General features: G+C 45.8%; 12 protein-coding genes and 1 pseudogene. 4 read left to right on the plus strand and 9 right to left on the minus strand.

The genetic code is table 11. The features are described 5' to 3' along the window. The first annotated feature begins 4 nt into the window (after positions 1-4). The 3 genes from JKJ11_RS02090 to luxS all read left to right on the plus strand — a co-directional run bounded on the left by JKJ11_RS02090 (position 5) and on the right by luxS (position 5,180). On the plus strand, positions 5-2,863 hold the full coding sequence (locus JKJ11_RS02090) for a M16 family metallopeptidase (RefSeq protein WP_252038685.1): 2,859 nt from the start codon (positions 5-7) through the stop codon (positions 2,861-2,863). A 111-nt stretch (positions 2,864-2,974) separates the two neighbouring features. After that, positions 2,975-4,567 carry a glutamate--cysteine ligase gene (gshA, locus tag JKJ11_RS02095; protein ID WP_252038686.1) on the plus strand — a complete coding sequence of 531 codons (1,593 nt, stop codon included), beginning with the start codon at positions 2,975-2,977 and terminating at the stop codon, positions 4,565-4,567. Positions 4,568-4,661: 94 nt separating this feature from the next. Further along, positions 4,662-5,180 (plus strand): S-ribosylhomocysteine lyase, encoded by a 519-nt coding sequence (gene luxS, locus JKJ11_RS02100; RefSeq protein WP_031493706.1) that lies wholly within the window; start codon positions 4,662-4,664, stop codon positions 5,178-5,180. A gap of 90 nt (positions 5,181-5,270) precedes the next feature. Here the strand turns inward: luxS and ruvX are convergent, their stop codons facing one another. The 8 genes from ruvX to metK form a co-directional block, all read right to left on the minus strand. Beyond that, complete coding sequence (gene ruvX, locus JKJ11_RS02105; protein ID WP_006075166.1) at positions 5,271-5,696, minus strand: Holliday junction resolvase RuvX; 426 nt, start codon at positions 5,694-5,696, stop codon at positions 5,271-5,273. Positions 5,697-5,738: 42 nt separating this feature from the next. Next, entirely contained in the window at positions 5,739-6,308 is a 570-nt protein-coding gene (locus JKJ11_RS02110; protein WP_031493705.1) for a YqgE/AlgH family protein, read from the minus strand. A 17-nt stretch (positions 6,309-6,325) separates the two neighbouring features. Beyond that, on the minus strand, positions 6,326-7,273 hold the full coding sequence (gshB, locus tag JKJ11_RS02115; RefSeq protein ID WP_124940578.1) for a glutathione synthase: 948 nt from the start codon (positions 7,271-7,273) through the stop codon (positions 6,326-6,328). 13 nt (positions 7,274-7,286) lie between these two features. After that, positions 7,287-8,018, minus strand: a complete 732-nt coding sequence (gene rsmE / locus JKJ11_RS02120) for a 16S rRNA (uracil(1498)-N(3))-methyltransferase (protein ID WP_006075169.1) — start codon at positions 8,016-8,018, stop codon at positions 7,287-7,289. Positions 8,019-8,098: 80 nt separating this feature from the next. Further along, the gene (locus tag JKJ11_RS02125; protein WP_031493704.1) at positions 8,099-8,809 is read right to left on the minus strand and encodes an endonuclease; all 711 of its coding nucleotides are present in this window, start codon (positions 8,807-8,809) and stop codon (positions 8,099-8,101) included. A gap of 97 nt (positions 8,810-8,906) precedes the next feature. Continuing rightward, the gene (locus tag JKJ11_RS02130; RefSeq protein WP_006075171.1) at positions 8,907-9,416 is read right to left on the minus strand and encodes a SprT family zinc-dependent metalloprotease; all 510 of its coding nucleotides are present in this window, start codon (positions 9,414-9,416) and stop codon (positions 8,907-8,909) included. An 82-nt stretch (positions 9,417-9,498) separates the two neighbouring features. Further along, positions 9,499-10,293, minus strand: a complete 795-nt coding sequence (locus tag JKJ11_RS02135) for a DUF2189 domain-containing protein (protein ID WP_006075172.1) — start codon at positions 10,291-10,293, stop codon at positions 9,499-9,501. A 357-nt stretch (positions 10,294-10,650) separates the two neighbouring features. After that, positions 10,651-11,802: a methionine adenosyltransferase gene (metK, locus tag JKJ11_RS02140; protein WP_236112000.1), complete on the minus strand. Its 1,152-nt coding sequence runs from the start codon at positions 11,800-11,802 to the stop codon at positions 10,651-10,653. A gap of 307 nt (positions 11,803-12,109) precedes the next feature. On the opposite strand from metK, the pseudogene tkt reads away from it, so the two are divergent. Next, positions 12,110-14,121, plus strand: a pseudogene (gene tkt / locus JKJ11_RS02145) (transketolase). Between the two features lie 67 nt (positions 14,122-14,188). On the opposite strand, the gene JKJ11_RS02150 reads toward tkt, so the two are convergent. Continuing rightward, the gene (locus tag JKJ11_RS02150; RefSeq protein WP_063605860.1) at positions 14,189-14,419 is read right to left on the minus strand and encodes a hypothetical protein; all 231 of its coding nucleotides are present in this window, start codon (positions 14,417-14,419) and stop codon (positions 14,189-14,191) included. Positions 14,420-14,564 lie beyond the last annotated feature (145 nt).

The raw sequence follows: 14,564 nt of genomic DNA on the forward strand, positions 1-14,564 counted from the left end.
ATTTATGAAAAAGATCTGGCTCGGCGTTCTATCGCTGGTCTTTCTATACGGTTGCAGTAGTAACGAACCGTCAAATCAAGCCAGTAGTGCTTTACCTAAAGGTGTCACTCTAATTGAAGAGGCCAAAGCTGACCCAGACAAGGTCATGATTCCTTATTCTAAATACCGTTTGGAAAATGGCCTCACTGTTATCTTAGCGCCCGATGACTCGGATCCTTTAGTACATGTGGATGTCACCTATCATGTGGGATCGGCTCGTGAAGAGGTCGGAAAGTCCGGTTTCGCACACTTCTTTGAACATATGATGTTCCAGGGTTCAGAACACGTCGGTGATCAGCAACATTTTAAGATCATTACCGAAGCGGGTGGCACTTTAAACGGTACGACCACGCGCGATCGCACTAATTATTTTGAAACTGTTCCATCTAACCAATTAGAGAAAATGTTGTGGCTTGAAGCGGATCGTATGGGCTTTTTGCTTGGAGCAGTTTCTCAGAAAAAGTTTGAAATTCAGCGTGATACGGTAAAAAACGAACGTGCTCAAAACTACGATAACCGTCCTTATGGCCTGATATGGGAGAAAATGGGTGAAGCCATGTTCCCTGAAGGGCACCCCTATTCTTGGCAGCCAATTGGGTATGTTGAAGATCTTGATCGTGTTGACGTGAATGATCTTAAAGCATTTTTCCTACGTTGGTATGGACCAAACAATGCCGTGCTCACCATTGGTGGTGACATCGATAAAGCACAAACATTGGCATGGGTAGAAAAATACTTCGGTTCTATTCCGAGAGGACCTGAAGTCGACAAAGCACCAAAACAGCCAGCAGTGCTGCCAAACGATCGTTACGTGACGTTAGAAGATCGTATTCGTCAGCCGATGGTAGTGATTGGTTGGCCTACGACGAGCTATCGAGGCGCAAAAGATCAAGCCGTGCTCGAGGCAATGGCTGACGCCATCGGTGGTGGCACCAATAGCTTGTTGTATCAAAAACTAATCAAGACGCAAAAGGCGCTCGATGCTGGGGCATTCAACGATTGTAATGAGCTAGCTTGTAACTTCTACGTGTACGCTATGGGCGCTTCAACAGATAAAGATGGTCTAAAAGCGCTATACAACGAGTTGTTAGCGACGTTAAATGAGTTTGAAAAACAAGGCATCAGTGAAGAGAGGCTGAAACAGATCACAGGCCTTTCTGAATCAGGCGCTGTTTTCGCACTGCAAAGTGTCAAAGGTAAGGTCTCTCAGTTAGCCTCTAACGAAACCTTCTTTGGGCAACCAGATCGCTTAGAACAGCAATTAAAGCAGATACGTGCGGTTACTCCTCAGGATGTGGCTAATGCTTACGACACCTTCATCAACGATAAGCATAAAGTAACCTTGAGTGTGGTGCCTAAAGGCCGTAAAGATATGGCGGTAGAGCCTGCTAACTTCGTGACTCCGCCTAGAACATTACCGAAATATAGCAAAGTGACGGAAGAGCAATTGGTATTCCGACGACCTGTTGACACCTTTGATCGCAGCGTTATGCCTAAAGTAGCGGAAGGGGTTAAAGCTAAGATGCCAGCACTTTACAGCTTGCAGTTTGATAATGGCAGTGAGCTACTAGGTACAGAAACACGAGAAACACCAACGGTGGAGATTCACTTCCAATTGCCTGCAGGCGATCGCTATGTTGCGAAAGGAAAAGAGGGCTTAGCGGGGCTAACAGCTTCCATGATGGAGGAAGGAACCACAACACGCAGCGTGGAAGAACTGCAAGCAGAGCTCGATCGATTAGGTAGCCGAATTGGGTTTAGCGCAGGAGCTTACACCACACGCGTGTCGGTCTCGGCTCTAGCGAAGAACTTGCCAGAGACCTTAGCGCTGCTCGAGGATGCGCTATTCCACCCTGCCATGAAACAGGAAGACTTTGACCGCTTGAAAGCACAAACGCTAGAAGGCTTGGTTTACCAACATCAGAAACCAAGCTGGATGGCATCACAAGCGACAAGAGAGGTGTTGTTTGGAGACTCTGTATTTGGCCGCTCATCTGATGGTACTGAAACGTCGATTGCTTCAATTACGCTTGATGACGTGAAGCGCTTCTATCGCAAGCACTACACACCACAAGGGGCTCAAATAGTGGTGGTTGGCGATATTTCCCAGAAACAGATCAAGAAGCAATTGGCATTTTGGCAGTCTTGGAACGGAGAAGCGGCACCACTGATTCGTCCGGAAGCAGTAGCGCCTTTAACTGGTCAACATATCTTCTTGGTAGATAAGCCAGCTGCACCACAAAGTATTGTACGTTTGGTGCGCCGAGGGTTGCCGTTTGACGCAACGGGCGAGCTGTATTTGAGTCGACTGGCTAACTTTAATTTGGCGGGTAACTTCAATAGCAGGATCAATCAGAATTTGCGAGAGGACAAAGGTTACACCTATGGTGCGAGTGGTTATTTCGCGAGTAATCGTGAAATTGGAGCGATTGTCTTTAGTGCTCAAGTGAGAGCTAACGCGACGATTCCTTCAATTGAAGAGCTCATTAAAGAGTTAAAAGACTACAGCCAAAATGGTATGACCGATGAAGAACTAAAGTTTATGCGCCTTGCTGTGGGACAACAAGATGCATTGACTTACGAAACACCAAGTCAAAAAGCCAGTTTGTTGTCGTCAATTTTAACCTATAGTTTGGATAAGGATTACCTCCAGCAGCGCAATGACATTGTAGAATCGGTCGACAAATCGGTGCTTAATGAGCTGGCTGCGAAGTGGTTCGATCCAAACCAATACCAAATCATAGTTGTGGGAGACGCGAAGAGTCTAAAACCGCAACTTGAGAAACTGAATATTCCAATTGAAGAACTTGAAATCACACAATAGAGTGACCATATAGAAGGGATGGGTGGCATCGGCTCTTGTTTATTCAATAAGATAGCGTGTATGGTGTCCCCAGTCTTCAATTGGAATAACGAACTATAAGCGAATCGCATTGTGACTAAATTTGCTGCGCGACTGGATCAAGTTGCTAAAGACCAAACCATTTTTAAACAGTTTGGACGAGGTGTGGAAAGGGAATCGTTGCGTTATACCGACGATGGCCACTTAGCGACAACGCCGCATCCAGAGGCGCTAGGCTCAGCCCTAACGAACGAATACATTACGACGGATTTCTCCGAGTCACTACTGGAGTTTATTACACCAGTTTCTCGTGATGTTGATACGCTGATCAATCAGTTATCTGATATCCATCATTTTACTCAGACGAAATTAGGCAACGAGAAATTGTGGCCACTGTCTATGCCTTGCTATGTGGGCAGTGAAGATGATATCGCCTTAGCTCAATATGGCAGCTCGAACTCTGGACGTATGAAGACACTTTATCGTCAAGGACTAAAGCATCGCTACGGTAGCTTAATGCAGATCATTTCCGGCGTGCATTTTAACTTCTCATTTCCTGAGTCATTCTGGGATGCGCTATTTGGTGAGCAAGACGAAAAAGCACGCCAAGATGCGAAATCGGAAGCCTACTTTGGTCTTATCCGAAACTATTACCGTTTTGGCTGGTTAATTCCTTATTTCTTTGGTGCGTCACCGGCCATTTGCGCGTCTTTCCTGCAAGGAAAGGAGACTAAACTGCCATTTGAAAAAGTGGGCGGCACGCTCTATTTGCCAAAAGCAACGTCGCTGAGACTGAGTGATTTGGGTTATACCAATAGCGCTCAGAGTGCACTTAAGATTGGTTTTAACAGCCTTGACCAGTACCTTGAAGGGCTAAACCAAGCGATCCACACTCCTTCTGAAGATTTCGCCAAGATTGGCGTAAAAGTGGATGGTGAGTATCGCCAGCTTAACGACTATGTGTTGCAGATTGAGAATGAGCTGTATGCTCCGATTCGTCCTAAACGTGTTGCTCAAAGCGGTGAAAAACCATCAGAAGCGCTATCACGTGCAGGTGTTGAGTACATTGAAGTTCGCTCTTTAGATGTGAATCCATTTAGTCCAATTGGAATTACTGCGGATCAGATTCGTTTCTTAGATCTCTTCTTAACCTGGTGCGTTTTGAAAGACTCTGAGCCTATGGACAATTGTGAACTTGAATGCTGGCGTGAAAACTGGAACAAAGTGATTGTTGAAGGCCGACAAGTTGGTCTTGAACTGAAAATCGGTTGTGACGGTGAAGTGCTTGATAGCCAATCATGGGTAAAACGTGTGTTTGTGGACCTTCGAGAAATCGCTAAACATATGGATGCTGCTCACGGTGGCAACGAATATCAAAAAGTGTGTGACACACTGGAAGCTTGGAACGACGACCCTGAACTGTCCATTTCTGGCCGTTTACTTGAGAAAACAAAGGCATTAGGTGGTCTAGGTAAAGTGGGTTGCGAGCTTGGTAAAGAATACCGCCAGAAGAACTTAGATCATCAATATAATGCTTATTCGTCTGATCTTATGGAAACGGAAGTGATTCGTTCGGTTGAAGTTCAGAAAGTGATTGAAGCTTCAGACAAAGAAAGTTTCGATGATTTCTTAACGAACTATTTTGCGTATCTCACCCCAGAACGTATGCAGGCGATGAACAAGTAAGTGAGGTTGCACCATACGGTGTAGCCACTTACAATCGAGCCACTAATCACTTACTCACTGCGTTAGCGGTGAGTAACGCTAAGGAGAATGAATCATGCCACTACTGGATAGCTTCACGGTAGACCACACAAAGATGCACGCACCTGCTGTACGTGTAGCGAAAACAATGCAAACCCCAAAAGGCGACACTATCACGGTGTTTGACCTACGTTTCACGGCGCCAAACAAAGATATCCTTTCTGAGAAAGGCATCCACACGCTTGAGCACCTATACGCTGGCTTTATGCGTGCACACCTAAATGGTGATGCTGTTGAAATCATCGATATTTCTCCAATGGGCTGCCGTACAGGTTTCTACATGAGCTTAATCGGTACACCTTCAGAGCAACAAGTAGCGGACGCTTGGTTAAGCGCGATGCAAGACGTTCTGAAAGTAGAAAGCCAGAACAAGATTCCTGAGCTGAATGAGTATCAGTGCGGTACGGCGGCTATGCACTCTTTAGAAGAGGCAAAAGCGATTGCGGAAGCGATTATTGCGGCGGGTATTCAAGTAAACAAAAACGACGAACTGGCTCTGCCAGAGTCAATGCTTCAAGAATTGAAAGTCGATTAATTACGTGTTTAATTAATGACCTTAGTAGGTTGAGTAGACATAATCGATTAAAAAGGATGACTCATTGGTCATCCTTTTTTGTTACTGAACTTAAGCCCATTGCGCTTCAAACCAGCTTTCTAAAATCACTACCGCTGACTGACAGTCAACATTGCCCTTCGATAGAGCTTTATAACCGCCCATCTCAAATAATTCTGCTCGCGCTTCCGCGGTGGATAGACGCTCATCGTGCAACTCTACTTGAAGCCCAAATCGGCCATGAACTCGATTAGCAAACTTTTTCGCTCGTGCGGTAATTTCCTCCAGTGCTTTGCCATGCAGATCCGTCGGTAATCCAACAACGATCAGATCTGGTTGCCACTCTTTGAGCATAGCCTCAATATCATCCCAGTTTGGAATGCCGTCTTTGGCTTTGAAGGCTTTCAGTGGACTTGCGGTGCCAGTGACTTCTTGACCAATGGCGCTACCAATACTCTTGGTTCCATAATCGAAGGCGATAATGGTTCTGGATGTCATAGTGTTTTGTCTCTTACGTCGTACAGTAAACGATTCGGGAGGTTAGGCATGCCCGACTTGCGTGGATAACTGGGCAATATCAATGCCAAGCATAGCAACGGCGGTACTCCATCTTTCTTCGACTGGAGTATCAAAAATGATGCTAGGATCAGCTTCAATGGTTAACCAAGAGTTTTCAGCCAACTCAGATTCAAGTTGGCCGGCACTCCATCCAGAGTAGCCGAGAGCCACCAGATAGTTATCAGGCTGAGCATCAGTACCGAGTACCGCCAGAATATCTTTTGAGGTCGTGACAGAAACCTTGTCCGTGATCTGTATGCTTGATTGATATTTATCTTTGGGTTTATGGAGGATAAAACCTCGATCTTCAGACACTGGGCCTCCATTTAGCACCGGCTCATCGAGGCTCTTGCTGTGAGTGGTTTGAGAGGCAATGGGTAACTCGACCTGCACTTGCTTGAGCATGTTGGCAACGGTGACATCAATAGGGGTATTGATCATAATCCCCATTGCGCCTTCTTCATTATGTTCACACACATAAATGACGCTGCGCTGAAAGTAGGGATCTTGCATCCCCGGCATAGCAACAAGAAAATGGTTGGCTAGGTTCATCATGGCCTCTCCCACGGTTACTTCCCTAAACGGCGCTCGATGGCATCCATCAGCTTGCCAGTAATAGAGATGTCAAAGGCGGCCTCAATCTCACGAATGCAAGTTGGGCTGGTGACATTGATTTCAGTTAGTTTGTCGCCAATCACATCCAGACCTACAAATATTAGGCCTTTCTCTTTTAAAGTTGGAGCAACGGCTTCGGCTATTTGCTTATCTGTCTCACTTAAGGGACGAGCTTCACCACGGCCACCTGCAGCCAGGTTACCACGTGTTTCACCTTTCGCTGGAATACGAGCTAAGCAATATGGCATAGGCTCTCCGTCAACGACGAGGATGCGCTTGTCACCATTGCTGATGTCAGGAACAAAAGTCTGTGCCATTGCGTAATTTTGACCGTGATTAGTCAACGTTTCAATAATAACGGACACGTTAGGGTCATCTTGCTTAACGCGGAAAATGGAGGCACCGCCCATACCATCTAGTGGCTTAAGAATAACGTCACCATGCTGGTCACGGAACTGCTTAATCTTCTCGGCTTTGCGAGTCACAATCGTCGTTGGAGTAAGCTCCGGGAACCAAGCTGTGAACAGCTTTTCGTTGCAGTCACGTAGACTTTGTGGCTTGTTAACGATTAATGTGCCTTTCTCTTCTGCGCGCTCAAGGATATATGTGGCGTAAATATATTCAGTATCAAATGGTGGATCCTTGCGCATCAATACGGCATCAAGTTCTGACAGCTCAATAGTTTGCTCAGAAGTGAATTCATACCAACCAGTCGGGTCTTCTTTCAGCGTGACAATCTTGGTATCGGCAACAGCTGTGCCTTGATCTAAATGCAGATCGTTCATTTCCATATAATGGATTTCATAACCACGACGTTGGGCTTCCAACATCATTGCGAAACTAGAATCTTTTTTAATGTTGATGGATGAAATTGGATCCATCACGATACCGAGTTTGAGCATTATTTTTCTCCCGTTAACCTAAATCGCCAAAGCGTACTTGCAGTGCAGTGATGGCCGTTAATGCCGCCGTTTCTGTTCGCAAAACACGAGGACCAAGCAGGGTTTCTTCGAATTGATATTGTTCTGTCATTTCAATTTCTTGCGCCGATAGACCTCCTTCAGGGCCTATAAGCAAGCGAACCTTAGTTACAGGTTCTGGCAAGGTATTGATTGAATATTTCGCTCTTGGATGTAGGTTGAGCTTAAGGGCTTCCGATGGCTCTGCACACCATTGCTCTAACGACATAATCGGTCGAATTTCAGGAATGGTGTTACGCCCGCATTGTTCGCAAGCACTGATAGCAATTTTCTGCCATTGCTGCAGTTTCTTTTCAAAGCGTTTAGCATCGAGCTTAACGCCGCAGCGCTCTGAGATAAGCGGGGTGATGGTATTGACGCCTAACTCAACCGACTTTTGAATAGTGAACTCCATTTTGTCACCACGAGAAATGACCTGACCTAAATGCAGATCTAAAGGCGATTCTATGCTGGTCGACACTTTTTCTTGTATGTCGACATCCACATTCTTTTTACCAATCTGAGTAATAGTGGCTGGAAATTCATGGCCCGAGCCATCAAACAACAACACTTCTTGACCTTCTTTCATGCGCAATACGCGGCCCACATGGCCAGCGGCATCTTCACTTAGTGCAAGAGTCCCTAAAGCGTGGATTGGTTCAGGGTGATAGATACGAGGTATACGCATAAAAACTTCCAAAGAACAAAACTGTATAGAGGTATAAGATGGATGCCCGACCTCAAAATTACAAGGGCTGGCGTCTCGATTTAGCTAGGATTTTTACAGGCTTCTGCCACAAATGGGTTATCGTTGCCTTGAATGCGCTTGATGCGTTCATTGCGAGTGCACTCCCAAGTGTCGACAGGGTAAGTTTTATTCCAAGCTTGCATTAACTGTGTTTGTTGTTTGGACAGCTTAAACCCGTACTCTTTACTCATATATAAGTAGGTACGGGCGATGGAACCTTTAGCTCGGTCTGGTGGCATGACTTTGCGTTGTTTGAAGTTAACTTGCATCTCGCAGCGGCCATAGCTGACGCCATCAATACCATTCCACTGAGAGAAGTTGTAATTGGAGCGGTCGCCATTGACTTCACCGATAGCTGGTGTGAGATTGTGTAAATCCGCCTCCATTAATTTGAACGCTTTATCGTTTCGAGTGCAGTTCTTCCGGCCACCTTCTTGCCAGCATTGACGCTGGTGGCCAAATTGCCATGCGGGTACGACATGTTCCCATTCAATACGACTTGCACGTTTCTGCTGTTTGCGGACTTGATAACCACAAGATGACAGGTCTGGAACGCCTTTTTTTCCTTGCCATTGAATATCACACCCACAGTAAAAACTGATAGGGTGATCCGCATAGATTTTGACGGCTTCTTTCTTCGCTTTGCTAAAGCTACTAGGTGGGGCACTAAGCACCGAGAATGAGGTTAAACCGATGAATAGCGCCAAGATAAAAGATAAATAACGATTCATTGCAAGTCTTTAAAAAGGTTGAGATAACCTAGTTTAACTCGCAAAAAGTGCCCAATCTACCGATAGATATGTAGATTACTCGGCAAAGATCCTCAATTTAACTGAGTTGTTTGCCCGTGAATTCAATTTGGCTGCCACATTTTCGGCAACGATAACTGGCCTGCTGACGCATCACTTTGTTGTGTCTTCTTATGGATACGGGGAAAGTGTCGCACTGACAGCGGTATTCGAAGGTACGACCTTGAACGGATTGAACATTCATAGAATGTGTGGTCTTGGGTGTTAACGAAAAGACTTGGTTCATAACCATTTGCCACTCCATTCCATGTGGGCGCACTCGACCAAAGCAAGCAAACGTAATGAGGTGAGCGACTTCATGTGGAATCACTTCGTTGATAAAAGCTTGTTGGTTCTCGGCAAACAAGACTGGATTTAAACGTATCTCCCACGCTTGCAAGTAGGCTTTTCCCGCCGCTTTGCCACGAAGTTGGTAGTTGAGCGCGGGCATGCGAAAGTCTCGCTCAAAGTAGTGACGAGCCTTTTCGATACATTGTGCTAGTTTTTTTACTGCGAGGTAGTGCAGTTCTTCGGATGGAGATGATTTCATTTAACTCAATCAAAAAATAACGCCCAAATGAGGGCGTTATTCTAGAGACATTGGTTATGTTTGCAATATATTGCTCGTTGGCTTAAGGATGATGTTTTTTCTTAATGGTTTCGTGATAGGCGTGCCATGTACCATAGCCTAGGATTGGCATAGTAATGATCATTCCAATGCCATAGGTAGCGAAGCCAATCAAGATACCGCCACAGATTACTAAAGCCCATACAATCATGGCTGGAATATTCGATTTGACCGCATTGAAGCTAGTAAACACGGCGGTCATCACATCGACGCGTCTCTCCATCATGAGTGGAATCGAGAACGCTGAAATGCTGAAGATAATCGAAGCAATCACAGCTCCAATAACACTACCCGTAATCAAAAATGGTGCAAAATCTGTCAAGGGTGCGCCTTGAACAGAAGGGTAGAGAGCGTGCAACAAGGCTGCGATTCTCATCCAGAAAATCATCGCTACAGCGAGCAAAACGGCAAATGCCCACTGTGAGGTGGAATTTCTACCGATGGCTTTCATGGAGTGGAACAGACTGGGTTTGTGTCCTTTTTCTCTTTCCCATGCTGCGTCATACAACCCAAGTGCCAAAAATGGCCCTATGAGCATATAAACCACCAAACTCGGCATGATGACTAGGTGGGTTCCTTGCCATTGTACTAATAGCACAATCGCGACAGCGGCAGCCGTAAAGCATAAGCCATAAAACGCGCTGATAATTGGCATTCGAATTAGGTCATGCAAACCAAGCGCTAGCCAGTGAAATGGCGCTGATACACTCAGTTGATTGCAAGGAATAGTTTTAGCGTAATCTTGATCCCTGACTTCGTGTTTCTTGTGGAAGTCGTCGGTATTTACAGTTCGAGGCATATGTCCTCCCTGATTTGACAAACTGGCCTACGTTTCTCAGGGATGGCGCTAACGATGCTGGTTATTCAGCACGAACAGTTATAGCAAAGTGTCGTTGTTTAGCGTCTTCCCCTTATAAGTGCTCTATTTACAGTACGAAACTCAGACCCCAAAAGGTCTGTTTGCAAGGGCACTTTTGATTAACTATTAACCGAGTTGCGAGAAAACACAATTTTCAGAAGGGTATAAATTACGTGCCGCAAAGTTCATTTTTAACAATAATGCAACAAAGTGTTTGAAATGGTTAGTAATAAAAACAAAAAAGCCTTCAAAAAATATTTTGAAGGCTTTTTAGAGTATTAGTTCAGAGTTGGCAGATTATAAACCAGCGAAGTCGCGTAGGATTACTGCTTTGTCTGTCGCTTCCCATGGGAACTCTTCACGACCGAAGTGACCGTATGCTGCTGTCTTCTTATAGATTGGCTGAAGAAGGTTTAGCATCTCTTGTAGACCGTATGGACGCAGGTCGAAGTTTTGACGTACTGCTTCGACGATGATGTCGTGAGATACTTTTTCAGTACCGAATGTTTCCACCATGATAGAGGTTGGATCAGCAACACCGATAGCGTAAGAAAGTTGGATTTCACAGCGATCTGCCATGCCAGCAGCAACAATGTTTTTCGCTACATAACGTGCTGCATATGCTGCAGAACGGTCTACTTTTGATGGATCTTTACCAGAGAATGCACCACCACCGTGACGAGCAGCGCCGCCGTATGTATCAACGATGATCTTACGACCTGTTAGACCACAGTCACCCATTGGACCACCGATTACGAAACGACCGGTTGGGTTGATGAAGAAGTTAGTTTCTTTGTTGATCCACTCTGATGGTAGTACTGGTTTGATGATCTCTTCCATCACTGCTTCGCGTAGGTCTGGTGTAGAAATTGAATCACAGTGCTGAGTTGAAAGAACAACGGCATCGATACCAACGATCTTACCTTGATCGTACTGGAACGTTACCTGAGATTTAGCGTCTGGGCGCAACCAAGGTAGAGTACCGTTCTTACGCACTTCCGCTTGTTTTTGAACAAGACGGTGAGAGTAAGTAATAGGAGCTGGCATTAGGATGTCAGTTTCGTTAGTTGCATAACCGAACATGATGCCTTGGTCACCAGCGCCTTGCTCTTTAGGATCTGCTTTATCAACGCCTTGGTTGATGTCTGGAGACTGTTTACCGATAGTGTTTAGTACCGCACAAGAATCAGCGTCAAAGCCCATATCTGAATGAACGTAACCGATCTCACGAACAGTTTCACGAGTCAATTCTTCGATATCAACCCATGCTGAAGTAGTGATCTCACCGCCTACCATCACCATGCCAGTCTTAACGTACGTTTCACAAGCAACACGTGCTTTTGGGTCTTGTTCAAGGATTGCATCAAGTACCGCATCAGAAATTTGGTCAGCGATTTTATCTGGATGGCCTTCTGATACAGATTCAGAAGTAAATAGGTGCTTAGCCATGAGAGCTCCAATTACATTTTAAAGCGAGCATATCGTACTCACTTATAGAAAATTCAATGATATATTGTAGGTGTATCTACATCTAGACGTCTATTCTATTCATCAATGTGCGATTAGCAAGCGATTTTTGCTTTTAAGTTATAGCCAATCGTTTGCCCATTTTTGTCAAAGAAACGCGCTTTAGTACGACATTATCGCGGCAAAAAGCCAAAAAATGACGGTAAAACGTTTGCAGAGAGTATGGGGCTTTGCGACAATAGCGCCGCTGATTATTCGTTCAGCTTATGAAAAACTTGGAATTCGCTTAATGCACTCAGGAGCCTACATGTCTTCTCGTAAACAACTCGCTAATGCAATCCGCGCGCTAAGCATGGATGGTGTTCAACAAGCTAACTCAGGTCACCCAGGTGCGCCAATGGGTATGGCTGATATCGCTGAAGTTCTTTGGCGTTCTCACCTAAATCACAACCCGTCAAACCCAGAATGGGCTGACCGCGACCGTTTCGTACTATCAAACGGCCACGGCTCAATGCTGATTTACTCTCTGCTTCACCTAAGCGGCTACGAGCTATCAATTGACGATTTGAAAAACTTCCGTCAACTGCACTCAAAAACACCAGGTCACCCAGAGTACGGCTATGCACCAGGTATCGAGACGACGACTGGTCCTCTAGGTCAAGGCATTACCAACGCGGTTGGTATGGCGATTGCTGAGAAATCTCTTGCAGCACAATTCAACAAAGAAGGTCACGACATCGTTGACCACTTCACTTATGTCTTCATGGGTGACGGCTGTCTGATGGAAGGTATCTCTCACGAAGCATGTTCTCTAGCAGGTACGCTAGGTCTAGGTAAGCTGATTGCTTTCTGGGATGACAACGGTATTTCTATCGATGGTGAAGTGGAAGGTTGGTTCTCTGATGACACACCTAAGCGCTTCGAAGCATACGGCTGGCACGTAATTCCTGCAGTAGACGGTCACGATGCTGATGCAATCAATGCAGCGATTGAAGCGGCAAAAGCGGATCCTCGTCCAACACTAATTTGTACTAAAACCATCATCGGTTTTGGTTCACCAAACAAAGCGGGCTCTCACGACTGTCACGGTGCACCACTAGGTCACGACGAAATTGCAGCAGCACGTGAATTCCTGGGTTGGGAACACGGTCCATTCGAAATCCCTGCTGACATCAAAGCAGAGTGGGATGCAAACGAAGCGGGTAGCGCAAAAGAAGCAGCTTGGAACGAGAAGCTAGCGGCTTATGAAGCGGCTTACCCAGAACTAGCAGCTGAGTTTAAGCGTCGTGTGAACGGTGAGCTTCCAGCTCAGTGGGAACAAGAAGCAAGCAAGATCATTGCTGATCTTCAAGCTAACCCAGCAAACATTGCATCTCGTAAAGCGTCTCAAAATGCTCTAGAAGCGTTCGGTAAGATGCTTCCAGAATTCATGGGCGGCTCTGCTGACCTAGCACCATCAAACCTCACCATGTGGTCTGGCTCTCAGTCGCTAACGGCTGACGATGCGTCTGGTAACTACATCCACTACGGTGTACGTGAATTCGGTATGACCGCGATCATCAATGGTATCGCTCTGCATGGTGGTTTCGTCCCTTACGGTGCAACCTTCCTAATGTTCATGGAATACGCTCGTAACGCAATGCGCATGGCTGCACTGATGAAAGTGCAAAACATCCAAGTTTACACTCACGACTCTATCGGTCTGGGTGAAGATGGCCCGACACACCAACCGGTTGAGCAAATCGCATCACTACGCGTAACGCCGAACATGAGCACATGGCGTCCATGTGACCAAGTAGAGTCTGCGGTTGCTTGGAAATACGCGATTGAGCGTAAAGACGGTCCAACATCGCTCATCTTCTCTCGTCAAAATCTTGCACAACAAGATCGTGACGCAGAGCAGCTAGCCAATGTTGCTAAGGGGGGTACATCCTGAAAGACTGTGAAGGTACACCTGAGCTGATCCTTATCGCTACGGGCTCTGAAGTTGAGCTAGCAACAAACGCTTACGCTGAACTGACGGCTGAAGGTAAGAAGGTACGTGTAGTGTCTCTTCCTTCTACTGACGTATTTGATGCGCAAGATGAAGCATACCGTGAAGCGGTTCTTCCTGCGGCAGTGACTAAGCGTATTGCTGTTGAAGCAGGTATTGCGGATTACTGGTACAAGTATGTTGGCTTCGGTGGCAAGATTATCGGCATGACAACATTCGGTGAATCTGCGCCAGCGGGTGAGCTGTTTAAGATGTTTGGCTTCACAACTGAAAACGTTGTAAACACAGCAAAAGAGCTACTTGCTTAATTTAGAAGACTCAATAAGCATCGTTAGTACATGAAAAGCCGAGCCCTAGAGCTCGGCTTTTTTATGACTATTCAAATTCACTACCTTTGTTATCCAACTCGCGTCTGCCACAGGTTTGGCAAGTGACATAGCGGTCCATATCATAGTAGTGCCCGCCATTGATAAACGCGTGCAGCAATAACTTAATTCGACCAAGGATCTTTGGGTCTTTGTCATAGCGACTTGGTTTACGTATCAAGACTTCGTTATGAACAGTTTCTTTATTACATGATTGGCAGTAATGCTGACCAGTAAACATGGGACACCTCCTGTGCAGTGAAAACGAGGTCGTTAAATGGCACGAGAGATGAACCCTTTAACCATGGTAGCAGAGTGAATTTTTAGCGGATGGCGTGTTTTGGAGACTTGCCTCGCAACTGTTAATGCGAAATGACAGTTGATCG

Origin of the sequence: Vibrio sp. SCSIO 43133, assembly GCF_023716845.1 — a bacterium.
Classification (GTDB): Bacteria; Pseudomonadota; Gammaproteobacteria; order Enterobacterales; family Vibrionaceae; genus Vibrio; species Vibrio mediterranei.